Genomic DNA, 20,356 nt, shown 5'->3' on the forward strand with positions numbered 1-20,356 from the left:
TTTCACATATTTTATACATAATTTTATTAACAAGCTATTTTAGCTCATTGTGTGCGGATTCAACCACTTCTTTAAAATGAGTGAATGATGGAATTGACTCTTCAATCGCATTAACCATATGGAACAAAAATTCAATATTTCCTTCTCCACCTGTTATAGGTGAATAGGAAGCATCCTTCACTACAAAGCCATTGTTTGTTGCCATTTTTGCAGTTTCCTCTAGAACATCTAAATGAACTTTAGGATCCCTTACAATTCCTTTTTTTCCTACATTTTCACGACCAGCCTCAAATTGTGGTTTTACAAGTGCTATTACATCTCCACCTGGAATTAAAATAGTTTTTAATACTGGTAAAATTAACGATAATGAAATAAAGGATACGTCAATCGTTGCAAATTCAGGTAACCCGTTTGTAAAATCTTCAGGTTTTGAATAGCGGAAGTTCGTTTTTTCCATAACCGTCACGCGGTCGTCGTTACGAATTTTCCATGCTAATTGGTTTGAGCCAACATCGAGAGCATAACAATGTTTTGCACCATTTTGTAATGCACAATCAGTAAATCCGCCTGTAGAGGAACCAATGTCTAACATTAATTTTCCTTCCACTGAGATGTCGAATACTTCTAAAGCCTTTTCCAGCTTTAAGCCACCACGACTTACGTATTTCAATTGGGACCCTTTTACTTGAAGTGGAGCATCGACAGATATTTTCTCTCCTGCTTTATCAATACGTGTTTCGTTTGAAAATACTAATCCAGCCATAATTGACCGTTTCGCCTTTTCACGCGTCTCACATAAGCCCCTTTCGACAAGTAAAATGTCTACACGCTCTTTTATTTGCTTTGTCATACTTGCTTCGTTCCTATTGTAGAATTACTTTTTACTAACTTTTGAATACGATTTACAGCATCTTCTTTTGTTAGGTTAATTTCATCAAGCAATAAATCTACACTTCCTTGCTCGATAAATTGATCTGGAATACCCATTCGATCAATTTCTGCATCATAATAATTGTTTTCACTTGCAAACTCGAGAACTGCGCTACCAAACCCACCTTGAAGTACCGCTTCTTCAATTGTTAATATTGGCATTTTCTTCGCCATTAGCTCATGTAGCATGTTCGTATCTAACGGTTTGATAAAACGAGCATTAATTACTTGAGTATTAATCCCTTGTTTAGAAAGTTCATCCGCGGCAGACATCGCCATTGGTATTGTCGTACCAAATGTTAAAATCGCAGCGTCTTTACCTTCTCTTAGTACTTCCCAACTACCAATTGGAATCGTTTTTAATTCTTCATCAAGCGGTACACCGATTCCATTTCCACGCGGGTAACGAAGAGCAATTGGTCCATCATTATATTCGATTGCTGTTTTCACCATATGCTGACCTTCATTTTCATCTTTTGGCATCATTAGAACAATATTTGGTATATGACGTAAAAAGGCAATATCAAACACACCTTGATGAGTTTCACCGTCTGCTCCAACTAAGCCTGAACGGTCGATTCCAATAAAGACATTTAAATTTGGACGGGCAATATCATGTAATACTTGGTCATAAGCACGCTGTAAAAATGTTGAATAAATTGCTAAATACGGTTTCATTCCTTGAGTTGCAAGACCCGCTGCCATCGTTGTTGCGTGTTGTTCAGCTATCCCAACATCAAAGAATCGATCAGGGAAATCTCTTTGAATGCCTTCCAATTTCGAACCAACTGGCATTGCAGGCGTAATTGCTACAATACGGCGATCATTTTTCATTAATTTACGAACAGATTCTGAAATTAAACTACTCCATGCAGGACCTTGTACATTCCCTTTAACAAAAGCCCCTGTTTCCATTTTATATGGACCCGTTCCGTGCCAAGTTCCGATTGTATCTTCCTCAGCTGGTTTGTAGCCTTTACCTTTTTTCGTAATAACATGAACAATTACTGGACCTGTTGCTTTTTTCGCATGATCTAATGTTTTTTCTAATGCTTCAAAATCATGCCCATCGATTGGCCCTAAATACTTAAAGCCCATTTCTTCAAAGAATACACCAGAAACAACTAAATATTTTAAGCTATCTTTCACACGTTCTGCTGTACTTGCTACTTTCCCACCTAACACCGGGATTTTTTTCATAAGTGATTCTAGTTCTTCTTTTGCTTTTGAATATTCTTTTGCTGTACGAAGACGACCTAAAATACTATGAAGAGCACCAACGTTAGGAGCAATTGACATTTCATTGTCGTTTAAAATAACGATCATATTTGTTTTTTCGTGACCAATATGATTTAACGCTTCTAGAGCCATACCACCTGTTAATGCTCCGTCACCGATGATTGGTACGACATAATTTCTTTCCTTTTTGATATCGCGAGCAATTGCCATACCCATTGCTGCAGATAGTGACGTTGAACTATGACCAGTTTCCCATTCATCATGTTCGCTTTCCATTCTTTTTGGGAAACCACTTAATCCCTTAAATTGTCGTAATGTATCAAATTGATTTGCGCGACCAGTTAAAATTTTATGCACATACGCTTGATGACCTACATCCCATAAGAATTTATCCTTTGGGCTATTAAACGCTTTATGCAAGGCAATTGTCAACTCGACAACACCAAGATTAGGACCAATATGCCCCCCCGTAATTGAACATTTTTCAATAAGAAAAGAGCGTATATCTCTTGCTAAACTTTCCAGCTCTCTTTTATTCATATTTTTCAAAAAGGATGGACTAGTAATTTTGGTTAAATCCATCTCTCACACACCTTTTCATCTAAGTATTAAATAAAATGAAACACGTAATTCGTTTGTTTGTTTGAAATACAATAAAATGCAATATTTAAACACGCGCTAAATACACCCACATAAACATCCAAAATTCTGGTCTATTTCTGATAAATAAATGATTTTACTATTATAACAGTGTAAATTGTTATTCAAAAGTTTTCAAACCAAATCAATTGTGTCTTTTTACGATATATTGAGCAAATTCCTCTAAAATTGTTGTATTTTTATCAATTTTACGAAGTGCTGTAATGGCCAATTCATAATGTTCTTCTAACTTTTGCTTTGCACCTTCCAACGTAAGTAATGCTGGGTAAGTACTTTTATGGCTTTCAATATCTTTTCCTGCTGTTTTACCTAACTCTTCTGTTGTCCCAACAATATCTAAAATATCATCTTGGATTTGGAAGGCTAAGCCGATATGGTGTGCATATTCAACTAGAGCTGACCTTTCTTGTACTGTTGCATCTGATAAAATAGCACCTGATTCAATGCTAAAACGCAAAAGTGCTCCTGTTTTATTCACATGGACATTTTCAAGTTCTGGTAAGCTTAAAGTCCGACTTTCACCGTCAATATCCAATACTTGTCCACCAACCATACCTTCTGCACCAGCAGCAATGCTAAGTAAATTAATTAGTTCAACTTTTTTTTCAGAAGTAACACTTTCCATTCTAGCTAGAACACCGAAACTTAATGTATTTAAAGCATCTCCTGCTAGCGTTGCCAATGCATCTCCAAAAATTACATGATTCGTTGGTTTACCACGCCGCATCTCATCATCGTCCATACTTGGTAGGTCGTCATGAATTAGTGAATATGTATGAATCATTTCCACTGCTGCACCAACTATATATGCTTCATTTTTTTTATTATTATGAAACAAATCACAAACAGCTAATACAAAAAGTGGTCGAATTCTTTTACCCCCAGCTTCTAAGGAGTATAACATCGATTCCTTTAGTTGAGCTGGTGCTTTAATATTTCGAACTAAATCGTAAAGTACTTCTTCTAGCTTTGGTAAATGATCATCTATAAATTGTTTTAAACTCATTAGTTATTGTCCACTCCATTAGTAGGTTCAAAGTTTTGCTTTTCCCCATTTTCATTCACTATCGATATTAACTGTTTTTCGGCATTTTGCAATTTCTCATGGCAAAAATGAGATAATTCCATCCCTTTTTTATATAGATCAATTGCTTCCTCTAGCTGTACATCACCTTGTTCTAGTTTTCGAACAATTTCTTCCAGTTCTTGCATCGCTTCAGCAAATTTTTGTTCACTTCCCATTGATTAGTCCCCCTTTTCAATAATTTTTGTAATGGTTGCTTGCGCTTGTCCATCATGGTAGTGTATTGAAATTTCTTCACCTTTTTCAATTTGTGAGACGGATTTAATCACTTTATCTTCTTTATAAGAAACGCTATATCCTCTAGTCATTATTGCTAATGGATTTAAAGCTTCTAACGTACGAATGGCTGACAAGTAGGAATCTTTTCTTTTATCAAGAACTGAAGTAATGGACCTTGTTAAAACATTTGTCGTTTGTTGTAATTGTTTACTGTAATATTGAATGTCGTTTTTTGGTGAATGTAGCTTTATTGATGTATCTAATTTTTGTAATTCAGTAGTTTTTTTCATTAAAAACAGTTGTGATGCTCTTCCTAGTTGGACATCCATGTGTATTAATTTTTCAGTAAATGGCCGGTATAGTCGTTCAGGTGTAGCTAATGGATAGGAATCTTGCAATTTTTTTAAATGACTACGTTCATAAGCTAATTTCGAGCCAACCATTTGATGTAACTGTGAGCGGTTTTGTAATATTCGCTGAACTAAATCCTGTTGATTTGGTACGGCTAACTCTGCTGCAGCAGTTGGTGTTGGTGCACGTAAATCCGCAACAAAATCAGCAATTGTTGTATCTGTTTCGTGACCTACCGCGCTAATAATCGGGATTCTACTTTCGAAAATCGCTCTCGCAACGATTTCTTCATTAAACGCCCATAAATCTTCAATCGAACCACCACCACGCCCTACAATTAAGACGTCACAAAGCTGCTGTTTGTTCGCCATCTGTATATTTTTTACAATATCTGGTGCTGCATTATCACCTTGAACAATTGTTGGATAAATGATGATTTCTACTAAAGGATAGCGTCGAGTAATGGTTGTACAAATATCACGAATGGCAGCCCCTGTTGTAGCAGTCAATACACCGACAGTTTTCGGAAACTTAGGAATTGGTTGTTTAAAGTTTGGGTTAAATAAACCTTCCTGAGTTAAGCGTTCTTTTAGTTGATTAAAGGCAACGAATAAACCGCCTACTCCATCCGGTTCCATAGAATGTGCATAAAGTTGATAAACTCCTGTTGCTTCATAAACACTCACTTCCCCACGAATAAAAACTTGCATACCTTCTTCAGGTCTAAATTTTAATTTATTCGCATGCATACGAAACATAGCAGCAGTAATCCGCGCAGCATCATCCTTTAATGTAAAGTAAATGTGGCCGGATGTATGGATTTTGACATTACTCAGCTCACCTTTGACATAAACCTCTCGTAGGTGAGGGTCTGCGTCAAATTTTCTTTTAATATATTTAGTTAATGCTTTTACAGTTAAATATGAAGATGATGTCATATGAACGACTCCTTCATCTTGAATTACTGTGTTATAGAACACAATATTTTTTATCCAATAGAAAAGCTGTTTCTCTATAGAAAAACAGCCTCTATCTTTATTATTTTACATGTTTTCTTGGTATTTGTCCTGTGACAATTGTTTTTGTGCCGATTGAACTGTGTTATAAAGCAACATCGTAATCGTCATTGGACCCACTCCACCTGGAACTGGCGTAATGTGTGATGCGACTTGCTCAACTTCTGCAAAATTAACATCACCAGTTAATTTGTTATTTTCATCTCGATTGATCCCTACATCAATTACGACAGCACCTGGTTTTACATGTTCTTTTGTAATGAAATTCGGGCGACCAACCGCAGCTATTAATATATCAGCTTGTTTCGTAATGGATGGTAAATCAGGAGTCTTTGAATGAGTATATGTAACGGTCGCATCTTTTTGAAGTAGCAGTTGTCCCATTGGTTTCCCTACAATATGGCTTCTCCCGACTACAACTGCATGTTTACCAGCAATCTCAATACCGGAGTACTCTAATAATTTAATAACGCCAAATGGAGTACATGGTAAGTACGTTTCCTGACCTAACATCATTTTTCCTACACTTACTGGTGAGAACCCGTCTACATCTTTTTCTGGCGAGATTGTTGCAATTACCTGATCTTCATTAATATGTTTTGGTAAAGGTAATTGAACTAATATGCCATGGATGTCATGTCGATCATTTAAGATTTTAATTTGCTCAAGTAGTTCTTCCTCTGTAACTTCTTCAGGCAATTTAATTAATTCAGAAAAAATTCCGATTGCCTCACAAGATTTTTGTTTGTTTCGCACATACGTTTGTGAGGCTGGGTTATCTCCAACTAATATTACTGCAAGTCCTGGTGTTACGCCTTGATTTTTTAGTTGCGTAACTTGTTCTTCTACCGATTTTCGTATTTCTTGACCAATTTCTTTACCATTAATAATGCTAGTCATTTTGCTACGTCCTTTCATACGGCTATTGTTGTGTAAATTTAGATAAAACCCCGTTTACAAATTTGCTCGATTTTTCATCACCAAACGTTTTACAAAGCTCAATTGCTTCATTGATAACAACACGACTTGGTGCATCTTCCATATATTCTAATTCAAAAACTGCTAAACGTAGAACAGTTCTTTCAATTTTAGGTAGTCGGCTTAAAGACCAATTTTCTAGATTCTCTTCAAGTGCTGAGTCAATTTCTTGCAGGTGTTCTGTCACACCATGAACTAATTGTTCAAAGAAGGCGTCTGATTCTTCATCGTTAAGTACGTGACCAATTGCCTCTTGTAAAGTAAGATCTGTATTATCTAATTGAAACAGAACTTGCACCGCTTTTTCTCGCGCGTCATGTCGCTTCATTGTGTAAAACTCCTTCATTTTTAACATTAAGTTCTATTATACCTATTCTTAGCAAAAATTACATTAATAAATCAATTATTCCGTATTCTCATTGCTAAAACGATTATTACTTGATGAAATAGAGAAGTTGTCGTTGCTTTGAGAATAGTATAAAGATGGTGGGAATTTTATTGGGATGCTTTTTACCTACTATCAGGGTATTAAATAAGTGCGAAAGGCTTTCCCAATTTAAATGAGAAAAGCCTTTTTAGTACTATTTAAAGACTTGTGCTGCTTTTACAGCTTTTTTCCAACCCATATACAAGTCATCACGTTTCGTTTTCTCCATACTTGGTTCAAATTTTTGCTCAAGATGCCACAGTCTTGAAATTGACTCTTTATCTTCCCAAAACCCAACTGCTAACCCCGCTAAATAAGCTGCACCTAGAGCTGTTGTTTCATTGATGGCTGGACGTTCTACAGGGACATCCAGTAGATCTGCTTGAAATTGCATTAATAAATTGTTTTTTACAACTCCCCCATCCACTCGTAATCCTTTTAGTGTAATGTTAGAATCTGCTTCCATTGCACCAAGCACATCTTTCGTTTGATAGGCTAACGATTCTAATGTTGCCCGAATAAAATGTTCTTTTTTGGTTCCTCTCGTCAATCCAAAAATAGCCCCGCGTACGTCACTATCCCAATAAGGAGTACCTAAACCTACAAATGCCGGAACTACGTAGACACCTTCAGAACTAGCTACTTTTTCAGCATATCGCTCACTTTCTGCAGAATCTCTAAACATACGTAGGCCATCACGTAACCATTGAATAGCAGAGCCAGCTACGAATATGCTTCCTTCCAATGCATATTCTACTTTTCCATCAATTCCCCATGCGATCGTTGTTAGAAGGCCTTGATCGGAGCGTATTGCTTTTTCCCCTGTATTCATTAACATAAAGCAACCAGTGCCATATGTATTTTTCACCATGCCCTCTTCAAAACAGGCTTGGCCAAAAAGTGCAGCTTGTTGGTCTCCAGCAATCCCTGAAATCGGCACTTCCACACCAAAAAAGTGTTTCTTTGATACATTCCCATAAACTTCAGATGATGGTCGAACTTCTGGAAGCATGGACATTGGGATATTTAAAATGTTAAGTAGTTCTTCATCCCATTTAAGGTCAAAAATATTGTACATTAATGTTCTCGATGCATTTGAATAATCTGTTACATGCACATTACCTTCAGTTAGTTTCCAACTAATCCAAGAATCTATAGTTCCGAATAACAACTCCCCACGATTCGCTTTTTCTCGGGCACCTTCAACGTGATCAAGAATCCATTTCACTTTTGTTGCAGAAAAATAGGCATCTATGATTAATCCCGTTTTTTCTTTAAATAAATCACTATGCCCTTCATTTATTAGTTGATTACAAATGTCAGCAGTTTGTCTCGATTGCCATACGATTGCATTGTATATTGGTTCGCCTGTTGTTTTATCCCAAACAACAGTTGTTTCCCGTTGATTGGTAATACCAATCCCTGCTACTTGTTCTGGATGTATATTTTTTTCGGATAACACTGTCGCTATCACTGATAAAATTGAACTCCAAATTTCATTCGCATTATGTTCAACCCAACCTGATTTAGGAAAATATTGCTTAAATTCTCTTTGGGAGATATGTTCAATCTTTCCTTTTTCATTAAATAATATCGCTCTAGTACTAGTTGTACCTTGGTCTAAAGACAGTATATATTTTTTCACTCACAATCCCTCCTTTAAAAAAACCTTACCATATCTTATTTTATGATTTTATGTATTTATTTAACAATAAAAGAGTATGTCAGTTTAGACATACTCTACTAAAAATACGTAAGCTCTTAATAATTTCCGCGTTCACGAGCTGCGGCTTCATCTTTAATTTCTTCACGTAAACCTCTTACAGCTTCTTTACGTCTTTGGTTTTTTGCTTCAATATCCGCTCTTTCTTCAGGGCCAGCAAATGCAGCTGTTTCTTCTGCAGCTTCAATATTTTCTAGTGTGTTTTGGACCATACTTTGTAATTTTTCTACATTATCTGATCGATCATCTGGTTTTGCTTGTCTACGGTGTGACATAATACTTTCCTCCCTAAAGGTAATAATAAATTACGGCTTTAGTTTGGATGGTTCCACTAGGTTTATACGTAAAAAAGTTTTGAACTTAACAGGTAAAATAACTGCTGGATTAACGTACTATTTCCTCATAAACAAAAAAACCCTTCCTAAAAAGGGAAGCCACTGAAAAACTAAATACCGATAAAAATTTATAGTAATTATTTGCTTCTAAATAGAAGGTGGGATTCACTTCGCTTTCCACGGGCTTGGCTTCAGCCTCCTCGTCGCAAGCTCCTGCGGGGTCTTCAGCTCAAGCTGTTCCCGTAGGAGTCTTCGTGAATCCCACTTCCTAAAAGATCTGAGCGTATTTTTATTATAAAAATTTATTAAAATCGACTTTTTCAGTGCCCTACTAAAAAGGTAGGGCTTTCGTAGTTCATTTATTCTTCTTCTTTTAACTGTTCAAATTGAATTGCAGTAATGTGAACATTCACTTCATTTGTATTGATGGATGTCATATTAAATATTGCTTGACGAATAACACTTTGAATTTCCTTTGCTACTTTTGGAATTGAAAAACCGTATTTCACAGAACAATATACATCAATGACAATTTGTCCATCATCAGAAATTGTTGCCTTCACACCCTTTGAATGGACTTTTTTACCGAAACGTTCAGCTACTCCAGAGGCGAAATTTCCTCGTGTTGCAGCGACTCCATCTATTTCTGTCGTAGCAATACCGGCAATAACTTCGATTACTTCAGGGGCTACTTCTATTTGACCAAGTTCTTCTTTTCCAGAAGGAGTTGGTTGTACGAAAGCTTTTGTTACTTTCTCAGCCATCTTCTTCATCCTCTCCTACTTTGCAAAACTTTGAGTACCAGATTTTACAAAGACTTCTATTTGTTTTAATTATATCATTTTTCATTTTAACGTTGGGAACAAAGCTACAATATTCTTTAATTTTTACGATTTCCAAATCTCGGCTAGCAACTGATAAGATTTTTTTCTTTTTTCTTGATCATATATTGCGCTGTTCACAATAATTTCATCAACTTCTCTTTCACTAATCAATTGTGTCAGCTTATTATAAACCGTTTGTGGCGAACCAAAAAACGTATATTTTAACTGTTGGAGAACTGTTTGTTTTTCGTGAGGTGACCAAAGACTATCCATTTCGCAAGGAGGTTTTGTTTTTCCTCTTTTTCCTTGAATCATACCTAAAAACTGTTGGAAAAGCGTGCTTGCTAAAAATTCACCTTCTTCATCGGTTTCGCCTACCATTGCATTGATAGCAATCATGGCATATGGTTTATCTAATACATCAGATGGTACGAAATTACGTCTGTATGTATTTAACGCATCATCTAACAATTCTGGTGAAAAATGACTTGCAAAAGAATAAGGTAAACCTAATTTCCCTGCCAATTGTGCACTATATAAACTAGAGCCTAACAACCAAATCGGAATAGTTAATCCTTTTCCTGGTACGGCAATCACAGGTCGGTCAACATCTTCAAAATACCCCATCAGTTCATCAACTAAACGATCAAATTCATAAGCGCCACGTTCATCACGTCTTAACGCTCTTGCCGTGAGCATGTCTGAACCAGGTGCTCTACCTAAACCTAAATCAATTCGCCCAGGATACATCGACTCTAATGTTCCGAATTGTTCTGCTACAACTAATGGGGAATGGTTTGGTAACATTATCCCGCCAGCACCAACGCGAATCGTTGAAGTTGCTCCCGCTAGGTAACCGATTAAGACAGAAGTTGCTGAACTAGCGATGCCTTGCATATTATGATGTTCTGCCACCCAATAACGATGGTATCCGAATTTTTCAACATGTTGAATTAAATCTCTACTATTTCGAAATGATTGTTCGATTGTTTGCCCCTCTAAAACAGGAGCTAAATCTAATACTGATAATTTTGGTAACAAAGTTCGTCCTCTCCCTTCTCCTTTAGTATAAGATTATTTGGAATTTCATTCATTTAATTGAGCTTATGAATATGAAAAATGCTTGTATATATAAAAAAGAGATTTTCTCAAATTTGAGAAAATCTCTTACAAAACTTTTATTTTGTTACTGCTTCTTTTTTATTCACATTTAAAATATCATTTTCCTCAAGGAATTTTGTATTGAATTTCCCTGATTGGAAAACTTCATTGTTCATTAAAGCTTGGTGGAATGGAATGGTTGTGTTAATTCCAGGACCTGAAACTTCAAATTCGCTTAATGCACGATTCATTCTTGCAATCGCTTCTTCACGAGTATCAGCGTGAACAATTAGTTTTGCAACCATTGAATCATAAAATGGTGGAATTGTATAACCTGCATAGACAGCAGAGTCAATACGTACACCGTATCCACCAGGAGTGATATAAGTATCTACTGTACCAGCTGAAGGCATGAAGTTCTTATATGCATTTTCTGCATTAATACGACATTCAATTGCCCAACCGTTAATTTTAATATCATCTTGAGTGAATGGTAATTTCTCACCAGATGCAATTTTTAATTGTTGTTGAACTAAGTCAACGCCAGTAATCATTTCAGTAACTGGGTGTTCTACTTGAATACGTGTGTTCATTTCCATGAAATAGAACTTGTCTGCTTGGTAGTCGTAAATAAACTCAATTGTACCTGCACCTTCATAGTTACAAGCTTGAGCCGCTTTTACTGCTGCAGCACCCATTTCAGCACGACGTTCAGCCGATAATGCTGGAGATGGCGCTTCTTCAACAAGTTTTTGCATACGACGCTGAACTGTACAATCACGTTCGCCTAAATGAACGACATTGCCATGACCATCAGCTAATACTTGAATTTCACAGTGACGGAAGTATTCAATGAATTTTTCTAAATATACGCCAGGGTTACCGAATGCAGCAGCAGCCTCTTTTTGCGTAATTTCGATTCCTTTAACAAGATCTTCTTCTGTGCGTGCAACACGGATTCCTTTACCGCCACCACCCGCTGTAGCTTTGATAATAACAGGATAACCGATTTCACTTGCCCACTTTTTACCTGTTTCAATATCTGGCACAATGCCTGTCCCAGGAACAAGTGGCACACCAGCTTCTTCCATTGTAGAACGAGCAACGTCTTTAATCCCCATGATTTTAATTGAATCAGAAGAAGGTCCGATAAATTTGATTCCAGCGTTTTCACAAGCCTCAGCAAAGTCTGCGTTTTCAGCTAAGAAGCCGTAACCTGGGTGAATACCATCAACACCAGTTTTTTCTGCCACGCCTAATACAGCTGGGAAACTTAAATAAGAATCTTTTGATAGTTTTGGTCCGATGCAATACGCTTCGTCTGCTAATTTAACGTGAAGCGCTTCACGGTCAGCTTCAGAATATACTGCAACTGTTTCGATCCCTAGTTCTTTACATGCACGGATAATACGTACTGCAATTTCACCACGGTTTGCGATTAATACTTTTTTCATAATAGAAGCACCCCTTACTCAGGTTTCACTAAGAATAGTGGTTGTCCGTATTCTACTAATTGACCGTCTTTCACTAGTACTTCTACAACTTCACCTTTAATTTCTGCTTCGATTTCGTTGAATAATTTCATCGCTTCTACGATACAAACGATTGTTTCATCTCCAACTTTGTCGCCAACTTTTACATAAGGAGGAGAATCTGGTGATGGAGCTTGATAGAAAGTTCCTACCATCGGAGAAGTAATTTTATGTAATGATGCATCATTAGCAACTGGAGCTGCTGCTTTTGGCTCTTCTACCTTTTCTTCAGCTTTCGGAGCTACTGGCGCAGGTGCTGCTGCTACAGTGCCTTGTTGTACAACAGGTGCTGCTGTTTCTTTCTTTGGAACAACTACTTCTGATACTACGCCATTGCTTTTTTTCAACTTAATTTTAGCACCATCGTTTTCATAAACGAATTCATCGATTGAAGATCCATCTACTAATTTAATAATTTCTCTTAATTCTTGTACTTTAAACATTGTGTACACCCCTTAAGTTTTGATTAACTACAAATACCATTTTATAATTTTTTCATACTTTTTGAAACAAATAATTGAAATTTTATAAATTTTACGTAAAAAACAGTGCTTTCGTTGCGTAAACGAATGCACTGCGCAATTTCTGTTATATAACATTATTATATTAGAAAATTATTAATTGTAGTAATTTGAAGAAACACTCACGGATACATCACTAATATCTTCTAGCTCAGAACGTACAATAAAGATAATTTCATTGGCTTGTTGTTTTGAAATTTCGTCTGATAATACTGTTACAGCTACTTTTTCATCTTTAACTCGTACTAACGCATCTGAATAACCAAGCGACTCGATCAACATTTCAAGCATTGCCTCTGAGGATTCTTGTTCAATTAATGCATTCATTTCATTAAATGCTTCATTTTTCTCTTCAGCAGTATATTGATCTGAAGCAATTTTTTGAGTTAATTGATCTCTAATCTGACTTCGTTCATTACTTTTTTCCATACGCATTTCATCGAATAAGTAACTTTCTGATGTTGTCGTTGTAATTTCTTCTTCATCTACACTTGTTAAAGTTGTTTCTTGTAATGTGTCGTCTGTAAAGATAGTTAACAGATCCACATCACGATTAGGTTCAAATACATAGTAAACTGAAATGACAGCCGCTAAACTTAAAAGCGTTAATAACCATACTGTTCTTCTTTTTACTTTCATTGTTCATCTCCTTTACTCTCCATCGGTACAATCATAATTCTGTGAGTAGGCATTTGCATTACTCGACTAATAGTTTCTAAAAGTTTCTTTTGAATGCTTGGGTCAGACGCACCTTCCGAAACAACGAGCAAACCTGATACATTTGGTTTATTACTAGTTGAACCAAAATCTAGTAAACTGCTATCACCAGATGTTTTTGTCGTATTTTCATCGTAATGGAAGTAAACCTTTACTTGTCCAACACCTTGAATTTGGCTTAATGTTTGCTCAAGTTTCCCCTCTGCTGATGAGGTATCATACTGCTCACCCTTTGGATCATTAAACGTTACAGAAATGTACGCAATGAACACTAATAATGCAACCGGAATAAATATTAGTTTTTGCTTTGTCCATTTTTTCTCCACCTCACGTCTCCCCGAGCGCCCCCCTTCCTTCCAATACGCCTAACTTCCATAATCTAGTTGTATTCAAGGCGATTATATGATTAAAATGTTTTTGTTCAGTTAAGATGTTTTTACATTTTGTATGGGGTTGCACTGAACAAAGTTTCATGTTTCAACACATTGTATGAAGCTAGTCCCAACTGTATGAATTAAAGTTTAAGAAAATCTAACATTGTTGTAATAAAAATGAGTAATGTTGCTAGTTTTACATAGACTAAAACATCTTTTTCATCGGCCAAGAGTAATAAACATTTTCCTATTAGAATAATTGCAATTAGTTTGATCAAAAACTTTTCCCCACCCCTAGTTGCATAATGACCATTAAAATTAACCAAATAAACACAAAGGCAATGCCTAAAAGAATGGCAACTGCACAAAGTAATAATAATGATTTGCCCACATCATCTAACAGCCCACTAATGGTTCCACCCGAAAATGGTTCCACGATGGCAGCTAAGAACTTAAACGTTAACGCATGGATTAAAAGTTTTCCTGCTGGGAAAAAGGCTGCAATCCAAAAAGCTGTCATCGCACTAAATCCTGCTACTGTTGTTGCTGTTGATTGGTATTTTTGAAAGATGGAAAATCCTTCAACAATCAGTGATCCAACAATCGGAATTGTTTGTTCAATTACTTTTTTTGCTGGACTTGCAATTGCCTGATCAATTGTAAAGAAAGCTACACCAGTAAATGATAGAACAGTTACCATCCCTAGTAATAATGCAGTGATCATCGTCATGACGGAGCCGCGGATTAAATCAGATGCTTTCGAAAAACTAACATCTTGAATAAACCTTGTACAAAAATCAAGAACAAGCGCTACTGTTACTGCAGGGATTAAAATGTTTTTGCATAGTAACATAAGCATTTCAAAAATAAAGAGGATTACCGGACTCCATGCAATAAAGGAAAACACCGAGTTCAGCACGACTAACAAGGAAGTTAAAATTGGTGTAACTCCTAAAAAGAAATCGGAAGCAATATTGACCAATTGCCCCATTAATGAAAATGAATCCATCACTGTTTGTCCGAGTGTTAAGATGAGTACGATGATAAATAATGTGTCAGCCCATTTTTTAAATTTAGGGATAAATGCTTCAATTACTAAAAACAATATCGTGTAGGTCAGGATAAGAATGATAGATTGTCCAGCTATTTTTAGCGGATCGATAAAAATATTAAGTAGATCATTCATTGTCAAAGCCCCTTATTGAAGCTTTTCTAAAATTGACGAGAAATTCGAAAGTACTTTTGCAAATTCGCTAGTCCAATAAAATAGTAGTACGATGCGTACCGAAAACATCACGAGTTCACCAAATGTTTCGTATTCCTCTTCATCAAATAAGGATTGAAAAAACAATCCTATCTGATAAAAAAGTGCAGAGTACACAAGCTGGGGTACATAGGGCACTGATGAAACATACGAAAGAAGCTGCTCTATGAATGGAATGGCGAGCACCGACAGTAAGAAATATAGTAGTACGAAAAAGAAAATAATAACGAATAGTCCATGTAGTTTATGAATTGTTTCTTTAATAAATATTAGAAGTAGAATTAGAATTACGGCATACATTAAATAGTTCATAAGATACCTAGTTTAAATTCAGCCATTGGAAGAATGTCAAAATATCGTCAAAGAAAAGCCGTAAAAATCTTATTAGTTCTGCAGTTATATATAGGTATGCAATAAAAAATATAAAAAATGAAAATTCCTTTTTGCCGATTTGCTCAAAGAAAACATGAAGTAAAGCAATGATGAGCCCTACCCCAGCTACTCGCAAAACGTCCGATAACTCCATTACGACGCCTCCTTGTGTAAGGCAATATATGAGCTTGTTCCATTAAATAGACCTGTCCAATCTAAAAAAGTCATCTACTTTTTAGATGACTTGACACTAGATAGACTTAAAATAATATTTTCTGGTTGATCTGCAAAAATAAAAAACAGCAATAAACAAAACGAATTTTGTTTACTACTGTTTTTAATAATGCTATGCACGAGATACGTATGATCCGTCTGTTGTATTGATGATTAATTTATCGCCTTCATTAACGAAGAACGGAACTTGAACAACAAGTCCAGTTTCCATCACAGCAGGTTTAGACCCACCCGAAGCAGTATCACCTTTAATACCAGGTTCTGTTTCTTTTACTTCAAGAACTACCGTATTTGGTAATTCAACACCTAGCATTTCGCCTTGGAATGATTGAATATGAACTTCCATATTTTCAAGAAGATATTTTAGTTCGTATTCAATTTGTGCACCTGCTAATTCAGTTTGTTCATATGATTCCATATCCATGAACACGTGTGAATCACCTTGTGCATATAAATATTGCATTTTACGGTTATCGATTTGAGCTTTTTCTACTTTTTCACCAGCACGGAACGTTTTTTCTGTTACGTTTCCGTTACGTAAATTACGTAATTTTGAACGTACAAAGGCAGCTCCTTTACCTGGTTTAACGTGTTGGAAATCTAAAACACGATATAACTGGCCATCAATCATAATTGTTAAACCAGTACGAAAATCGTTTACTGAAATCATGAGTTTTCCTCCATTACAAAATAATTAGTTCCTTTTTCGAATGCGTTAGTTTTTCATTACCTGTTTCTGTGATTATAATATCGTCTTCAATGCGGACTCCGCCAATTCCTGGTAAGTAGATTCCTGGCTCGATTGTCACAACCATATTTGGTTCTAAAACCGTTTCAGAACGTGATGACAGTGCAGGTCCTTCATGAACTTCTAATCCAATCCCGTGACCAGTAGAATGTCCAAATGCTTCTCCATACCCTTTGGAAGTGAGGTAATCTCGAGCAACGGCATCCGCTTCGATTCCTGTCATACTAGGGCCAACCTTCTCCAAAGCAAGAAGCTGAGATTGTAATACAGTGTTGTACATTTCAATCAATTGGTCAGACGGCTGCCCAACAGCAATTGTACGAGTTATATCAGAGACATAGCCATTATATAATGCACCGAAATCAAGGGTTACAAAATCACCTTTTTCAATAACTTTGTTCGTTGCAACACCATGTGGCAATGCACTGCGCACACCACTAGCAACAATCGTATCAAAAGATGACGCTTGAGCACCTTGTTTACGCATGAAAAATTCCAATTCATTCGACACTTCAAGCTCAGTTTTTCCTGGCTTAATAAACTCTAAAATGTGAGTCAATGCTTGATCTGCAATTTCACATGCAACCTTAATAATATTAATCTCTTGTTCGTTCTTAATCAAGCGAATTTTTTCAATTAACCCAGAAAGAGGTACTAAGTTAGCTTTTACAAGGGTGTTATAATTTTCATACAACCCATATGTCATAGTATCTTTCTCAAAACCTAACGTTTTAATTCCCATTTTGGCAACTTGGTTCGCAACTTCTTTATAAAGAATTCCTTCATGTTGGACAATACGGAAATCTTGAACTTGTCTTTTTGCTTGCTCTGTATAACGGAAATCTGTAATAAAAACCGCATCTTCCTGTGAAACAATTGCCACTCCAGCAGTTCCAGTAAAACCTGTCATATAACGGCGATTGTATTGATTTGTAATAAGAATTGCATCAACATTTTGGTCAACCAACGCTTTACGTAATTTCTCAATTTTGATCATAAACATATCCCCTCTTTATTGTTGTAAAAACTTTCTAAGGGCAAGTTCATATCCGAATGTCCCCAACCCTGTTATTTGACCAACACATTCTGCTGCAAGTTTAGACTCATGACGAAATGCTTCACGTTTATGTATATTGGAAATATGCACTTCTATGACTGGGACATTAATTGCGGCAATGGCATCCCGTAATGCAATACTAGTGTGTGTGTAGGCACCGGGGTTAAAGACGATACCATCCACACCACTATCTTCTGCTTCATGAAGCCAATCAATAAGCTCTCCTTCATGATTTGATTGTTTAAATTCTAGGCTAGCACTAAATTGTGAAGCTAGAGCAACACACTTGTCTTTCACATCATTTAACGTCTCACTACCGTAAATCTCTGGCTCCCTTTTGCCTAATCTATTTAAATTCGGTCCGTTTAATACTAAAAGATTCATAACGTGATTCTCCTTTTTTAACGAAAATTACCACCATTTTATTTTATCATAGAGTCTTTATAGGGCAACTTATTTCGTTCACTATGCGCTCTGTAATGATATGCAGCTGTTTCAAAGACAAATCGAGCTGTAATAATTACTATTACCATAAAAGGAATTGATAATTTTTTAAATGAAGATAATTCTGCAGGCAAATCAAAAATTATCCATTCCACAATCAATGCTAATACTGCACCGATGATAAGTGAAGTGAAAAAATGCGGAACAAGTGCAACATATTGCATGATGAAATATAAAATGAGTGTAATAAGGAAAATCATGATAATTAAAAACAGCCATTTTATTGTCCAATGATTGTGAACTAAGATACCCCATTCCTTCGTGTAGCCAACAGGACTCCATTTAATAAAATGAAACAGTGATAAAAGTTTTAATGACAGCGTTAAAAATAGAGAAGCAAAAATACTTGTCATTATTGCTAAGTAAATCATTTACAACACCTCTTTTTTTTCATAAGTTTCGCCATTTTTAAAATTCATTATGCGCTTGGGTAGAGGTTTTGTAGAAAATTTAGTACAATAGTATAGTTATAAGTTTTATATATTGAGAGAGTGGTGTGTTATATTGAGTAATCAAGCACCTGTTTATGGTGGACAAGCACTTTTAGAAGGTGTGATGTTCGGAGGCAAAGACCATACCGTAACAGCAGTACGTAGAAATGATGAATCGATTGAATATTATTATGCAAAAAAACCAAAAAAACCAATTTTTCAAAAGCTAAAGAAAATTCCATTCGTACGTGGTGTTGTAGCGTTAATTGAATCGTCTGGTTTAGGCGCAAAACATTTACAATTTGCTAGTGAACGTTATGACATGGACCCTGGTGAGGAAGAACAATCTGAAGGTGAAATGTCAAAACTCCAAATGATTTTAGGTGTAGCAGTTGTTGGAGTTATTTCGTTTTTATTTGGTAAATTCGTTTTTACACTAGTTCCTGTTTTTTTAGCCGAATTGTTTTCTCCATGGGTAACAGGTAAATACCCACAAATCTTTTTAGAAACTGGCTTTAAACTAATATTACTACTTGCCTATTTATATATAATTTCGATGACACCTCTTATTAAAAGGGTTTTCCAATATCATGGTGCCGAACATAAAGTAATTAACTGCTATGAAAATGGCATGGAACTGACAGTAGAAAACGTTCAAAAACAATCCCGATTACATTATCGTTGTGGCTCAAGTTTTATTTTATTCACCGTAATCATTGGTATGTTTGTTTATTTCTTTTTCCCAACCGATCCATTATGGTTACGTTTAGTGATTAGAATTTTGCTAATCCCTGTCGTACTAGGTATTTCCTTTGAGGTACTTCAGATCACAAATGCTTTTAGAGAGATTCCTATCTTAAAATATCTTGGTTACCCAGGTCTATGGCTACAATTATTAACAACAAAAGAACCGAAAGATGAAATGGTGGAAGTTGCCATTGCCTCATTTAAAAAACTTCATGAAGTGGAAAAAAATCCGGAAGTTGCAATGGAATTACATCATGATTAAAAATGAAGTGTATGGTTGCCATACACTTTTTTTAGTATATACAAATATTTTCATTGCTAGGTTATTGATTAATTAATTTATAGAGGATAGTAGGCCACCAATCCTTAACACCCCATTTACTTCCAAGGCGTATTGCAATTGTATTGTTTTCTGGGCTAATATATAGAACTTGACCTAATGCTCCTAATGCAAAATAATCATTATTCCTTGGGTCATTGAGATGTCCCCACCATAAATATTTATAGTATGCTTTATTTTGATTAAACCACATTTTTCCCCAGGGATGTTTTTGATAATATCGAAAATGGTCATAATTAGATGGCACATTATGTGGGCTTACACATTCCTTAATCCAATCTGAGCTAAGAATCTGCTTACCTTCCCATTCACCATTTTTTAAAAATAAACTACCAAACTTTGCTAAATTAATTGCAGTCATGACTAAACCGCTTTCAATCTTTTCAAATTGATGTTTTTCACTATCCAATATCATTAAAACCGGAAATTCCACGCCTAAATGACGCCATATCTTCTCATAGAAGAATTCTGTTACACTTTTACCTGTTGTTCTTTCAAGAATAAGACCTAATATTAACAAATGATAATCATTACTCAAACTTCGCACATAAATAATTAGGTTCAATAGTTGATGCTATTTGGTTCTTCTCGATTTCAATAAGAACCTTGACATACTTTTTTTAGATAC

The 20,356-nt window shown here is 35.8% G+C and carries 25 protein-coding genes; 1 reads left to right on the top strand and 24 read right to left on the bottom strand.

What is annotated here, in order from left to right:
• Window positions 1-34 precede the first annotated feature (34 nt).
• The 23 genes from CRO00_RS19345 to CRO00_RS19445 all read right to left on the bottom strand — a co-directional run bounded on the left by CRO00_RS19345 (window position 35) and on the right by CRO00_RS19445 (window position 18,581).
• Window positions 35-850, bottom strand: a complete 816-nt coding sequence (locus CRO00_RS19345; RefSeq protein WP_097075318.1) for a TlyA family RNA methyltransferase — start codon at window positions 848-850, stop codon at window positions 35-37.
• Window positions 847-2,751: a 1-deoxy-D-xylulose-5-phosphate synthase gene (gene dxs, locus CRO00_RS19350; protein WP_097075319.1), complete on the bottom strand. Its 1,905-nt coding sequence runs from the start codon at window positions 2,749-2,751 to the stop codon at window positions 847-849. Before dxs ends, CRO00_RS19345 begins: the two co-directional genes overlap by 4 nt.
• A 202-nt stretch (window positions 2,752-2,953) precedes the next feature.
• Window positions 2,954-3,835, bottom strand: coding sequence for a polyprenyl synthetase family protein (locus tag CRO00_RS19355; RefSeq protein ID WP_097075320.1), 882 nt, complete (start codon window positions 3,833-3,835; stop codon window positions 2,954-2,956).
• A complete protein-coding gene (locus CRO00_RS19360) occupies window positions 3,835-4,071 on the bottom strand; it encodes an exodeoxyribonuclease VII small subunit (RefSeq protein WP_097075321.1) in 237 nt (78 codons plus the stop codon). The genes CRO00_RS19355 and CRO00_RS19360 overlap by 1 nt, the downstream gene beginning before the upstream one ends.
• 3 nt (window positions 4,072-4,074) lie before the next feature.
• Complete coding sequence (gene xseA, locus CRO00_RS19365; RefSeq protein ID WP_097075322.1) at window positions 4,075-5,421, bottom strand: exodeoxyribonuclease VII large subunit; 1,347 nt, start codon at window positions 5,419-5,421, stop codon at window positions 4,075-4,077.
• Between the two features lie 105 nt (window positions 5,422-5,526).
• Window positions 5,527-6,399, bottom strand: coding sequence for a bifunctional methylenetetrahydrofolate dehydrogenase/methenyltetrahydrofolate cyclohydrolase FolD (gene folD, locus CRO00_RS19370; RefSeq protein WP_097075323.1), 873 nt, complete (start codon window positions 6,397-6,399; stop codon window positions 5,527-5,529).
• Between the two features lie 22 nt (window positions 6,400-6,421).
• Window positions 6,422-6,805 (bottom strand): transcription antitermination factor NusB, encoded by a 384-nt coding sequence (gene nusB, locus CRO00_RS19375; protein WP_097075324.1) that lies wholly within the window; start codon window positions 6,803-6,805, stop codon window positions 6,422-6,424.
• Window positions 6,806-7,058: 253 nt separating this feature from the next.
• The gene (glpK, locus tag CRO00_RS19380; protein ID WP_097075325.1) at window positions 7,059-8,549 is read right to left on the bottom strand and encodes a glycerol kinase GlpK; all 1,491 of its coding nucleotides are present in this window, start codon (window positions 8,547-8,549) and stop codon (window positions 7,059-7,061) included.
• A 116-nt stretch (window positions 8,550-8,665) separates the two neighbouring features.
• Complete coding sequence (gene tlp / locus CRO00_RS19385) at window positions 8,666-8,902, bottom strand: small acid-soluble spore protein Tlp (protein ID WP_097075326.1); 237 nt, start codon at window positions 8,900-8,902, stop codon at window positions 8,666-8,668.
• A 419-nt stretch (window positions 8,903-9,321) separates the two neighbouring features.
• Complete coding sequence (locus CRO00_RS19390) at window positions 9,322-9,726, bottom strand: Asp23/Gls24 family envelope stress response protein (protein ID WP_097075327.1); 405 nt, start codon at window positions 9,724-9,726, stop codon at window positions 9,322-9,324.
• Between the two features lie 123 nt (window positions 9,727-9,849).
• Entirely contained in the window at window positions 9,850-10,827 is a 978-nt protein-coding gene (locus CRO00_RS19395; RefSeq protein ID WP_097075328.1) for an LLM class flavin-dependent oxidoreductase, read from the bottom strand.
• Between the two features lie 137 nt (window positions 10,828-10,964).
• Window positions 10,965-12,341 carry an acetyl-CoA carboxylase biotin carboxylase subunit gene (gene accC / locus CRO00_RS19400; RefSeq protein ID WP_097075329.1) on the bottom strand — a complete coding sequence of 459 codons (1,377 nt, stop codon included), beginning with the start codon at window positions 12,339-12,341 and terminating at the stop codon, window positions 10,965-10,967.
• 14 nt (window positions 12,342-12,355) lie between these two features.
• Window positions 12,356-12,862 carry an acetyl-CoA carboxylase biotin carboxyl carrier protein gene (gene accB, locus CRO00_RS19405; RefSeq protein ID WP_097075330.1) on the bottom strand — a complete coding sequence of 169 codons (507 nt, stop codon included), beginning with the start codon at window positions 12,860-12,862 and terminating at the stop codon, window positions 12,356-12,358.
• Between the two features lie 174 nt (window positions 12,863-13,036).
• A complete protein-coding gene (locus CRO00_RS19410) occupies window positions 13,037-13,579 on the bottom strand; it encodes a SpoIIIAH-like family protein (protein ID WP_097075331.1) in 543 nt (180 codons plus the stop codon).
• Window positions 13,576-13,983: a hypothetical protein gene (locus CRO00_RS19415; RefSeq protein ID WP_097075332.1), complete on the bottom strand. Its 408-nt coding sequence runs from the start codon at window positions 13,981-13,983 to the stop codon at window positions 13,576-13,578. The genes CRO00_RS19410 and CRO00_RS19415 overlap by 4 nt, the downstream gene beginning before the upstream one ends.
• 188 nt (window positions 13,984-14,171) lie before the next feature.
• On the bottom strand, window positions 14,172-14,309 hold the full coding sequence (locus tag CRO00_RS20245) for a hypothetical protein (RefSeq protein ID WP_161946751.1): 138 nt from the start codon (window positions 14,307-14,309) through the stop codon (window positions 14,172-14,174).
• On the bottom strand, window positions 14,306-15,217 hold the full coding sequence (locus CRO00_RS19420) for a stage III sporulation protein AE (protein WP_097075333.1): 912 nt from the start codon (window positions 15,215-15,217) through the stop codon (window positions 14,306-14,308). Before CRO00_RS19420 ends, CRO00_RS20245 begins: the two co-directional genes overlap by 4 nt.
• A gap of 12 nt (window positions 15,218-15,229) precedes the next feature.
• Window positions 15,230-15,607 (bottom strand): hypothetical protein, encoded by a 378-nt coding sequence (locus CRO00_RS20030; RefSeq protein ID WP_141396989.1) that lies wholly within the window; start codon window positions 15,605-15,607, stop codon window positions 15,230-15,232.
• A gap of 7 nt (window positions 15,608-15,614) precedes the next feature.
• Complete coding sequence (locus tag CRO00_RS19425; protein WP_097075334.1) at window positions 15,615-15,821, bottom strand: stage III sporulation protein AC; 207 nt, start codon at window positions 15,819-15,821, stop codon at window positions 15,615-15,617.
• A gap of 192 nt (window positions 15,822-16,013) precedes the next feature.
• The gene (gene efp / locus CRO00_RS19430; protein ID WP_097075335.1) at window positions 16,014-16,571 is read right to left on the bottom strand and encodes an elongation factor P; all 558 of its coding nucleotides are present in this window, start codon (window positions 16,569-16,571) and stop codon (window positions 16,014-16,016) included.
• A 13-nt stretch (window positions 16,572-16,584) separates the two neighbouring features.
• Window positions 16,585-17,646: a M24 family metallopeptidase gene (locus CRO00_RS19435; protein WP_097075336.1), complete on the bottom strand. Its 1,062-nt coding sequence runs from the start codon at window positions 17,644-17,646 to the stop codon at window positions 16,585-16,587.
• A gap of 15 nt (window positions 17,647-17,661) precedes the next feature.
• A complete protein-coding gene (gene aroQ, locus CRO00_RS19440; protein WP_097075337.1) occupies window positions 17,662-18,090 on the bottom strand; it encodes a type II 3-dehydroquinate dehydratase in 429 nt (142 codons plus the stop codon).
• Window positions 18,091-18,128: 38 nt separating this feature from the next.
• Window positions 18,129-18,581, bottom strand: coding sequence for a hypothetical protein (locus tag CRO00_RS19445; protein ID WP_097075338.1), 453 nt, complete (start codon window positions 18,579-18,581; stop codon window positions 18,129-18,131).
• A 133-nt stretch (window positions 18,582-18,714) separates the two neighbouring features.
• Between CRO00_RS19445 and CRO00_RS19450 the strand changes: the two genes are divergently transcribed.
• Window positions 18,715-19,650: a DUF1385 domain-containing protein gene (locus CRO00_RS19450; RefSeq protein ID WP_097075339.1), complete on the top strand. Its 936-nt coding sequence runs from the start codon at window positions 18,715-18,717 to the stop codon at window positions 19,648-19,650.
• 61 nt (window positions 19,651-19,711) lie between these two features.
• On the opposite strand, the gene CRO00_RS19455 is transcribed toward CRO00_RS19450, so the two are convergent.
• Window positions 19,712-20,266 carry a serine hydrolase gene (locus tag CRO00_RS19455; RefSeq protein ID WP_097075340.1) on the bottom strand — a complete coding sequence of 185 codons (555 nt, stop codon included), beginning with the start codon at window positions 20,264-20,266 and terminating at the stop codon, window positions 19,712-19,714.
• Between the last annotated feature and the right edge of the window lie 90 nt (window positions 20,267-20,356).

The sequence above is a fragment of the Ureibacillus xyleni genome (assembly GCF_900217795.1).
Classification (GTDB): domain Bacteria; phylum Bacillota; class Bacilli; order Bacillales_A; family Planococcaceae; genus Ureibacillus; species Ureibacillus xyleni.

Bases quoted from the DNA above. Each gene is read 5' to 3' on its own strand.
- CRO00_RS19345 (WP_097075318.1), bottom strand. From the start codon at position 850: ATGACAAAGCAAATAAAAGAGCGTGTAGACATTTTACTTGTCGAAAGG.
- dxs (WP_097075319.1), bottom strand. From the start codon at position 2,751: ATGGATTTAACCAAAATTACTAGTCCATCCTTTTTGAAAAATATGAAT.
- CRO00_RS19355 (WP_097075320.1), bottom strand. From the start codon at position 3,835: ATGAGTTTAAAACAATTTATAGATGATCATTTACCAAAGCTAGAAGAA.
- CRO00_RS19360 (WP_097075321.1), bottom strand. From the start codon at position 4,071: ATGGGAAGTGAACAAAAATTTGCTGAAGCGATGCAAGAACTGGAAGAA.
- xseA (WP_097075322.1), bottom strand. From the start codon at position 5,421: ATGACATCATCTTCATATTTAACTGTAAAAGCATTAACTAAATATATT.
- folD (WP_097075323.1), bottom strand. From the start codon at position 6,399: ATGACTAGCATTATTAATGGTAAAGAAATTGGTCAAGAAATACGAAAA.
- nusB (WP_097075324.1), bottom strand. From the start codon at position 6,805: ATGAAGCGACATGACGCGCGAGAAAAAGCGGTGCAAGTTCTGTTTCAA.
- tlp (WP_097075326.1), bottom strand. From the start codon at position 8,902: ATGTCACACCGTAGACAAGCAAAACCAGATGATCGATCAGATAATGTA.
- CRO00_RS19390 (WP_097075327.1), bottom strand. From the start codon at position 9,726: ATGGCTGAGAAAGTAACAAAAGCTTTCGTACAACCAACTCCTTCTGGA.
- accC (WP_097075329.1), bottom strand. From the start codon at position 12,341: ATGAAAAAAGTATTAATCGCAAACCGTGGTGAAATTGCAGTACGTATT.
- accB (WP_097075330.1), bottom strand. From the start codon at position 12,862: ATGTTTAAAGTACAAGAATTAAGAGAAATTATTAAATTAGTAGATGGA.
- CRO00_RS19410 (WP_097075331.1), bottom strand. From the start codon at position 13,579: ATGAAAGTAAAAAGAAGAACAGTATGGTTATTAACGCTTTTAAGTTTA.
- CRO00_RS19420 (WP_097075333.1), bottom strand. From the start codon at position 15,217: ATGAATGATCTACTTAATATTTTTATCGATCCGCTAAAAATAGCTGGA.
- CRO00_RS20030 (WP_141396989.1), bottom strand. From the start codon at position 15,607: ATGAACTATTTAATGTATGCCGTAATTCTAATTCTACTTCTAATATTT.
- CRO00_RS19425 (WP_097075334.1), bottom strand. From the start codon at position 15,821: ATGGAGTTATCGGACGTTTTGCGAGTAGCTGGGGTAGGGCTCATCATT.
- efp (WP_097075335.1), bottom strand. From the start codon at position 16,571: ATGATTTCAGTAAACGATTTTCGTACTGGTTTAACAATTATGATTGAT.
- CRO00_RS19435 (WP_097075336.1), bottom strand. From the start codon at position 17,646: ATGATCAAAATTGAGAAATTACGTAAAGCGTTGGTTGACCAAAATGTT.
- aroQ (WP_097075337.1), bottom strand. From the start codon at position 18,090: ATGAATCTTTTAGTATTAAACGGACCGAATTTAAATAGATTAGGCAAA.
- CRO00_RS19445 (WP_097075338.1), bottom strand. From the start codon at position 18,581: ATGATTTACTTAGCAATAATGACAAGTATTTTTGCTTCTCTATTTTTA.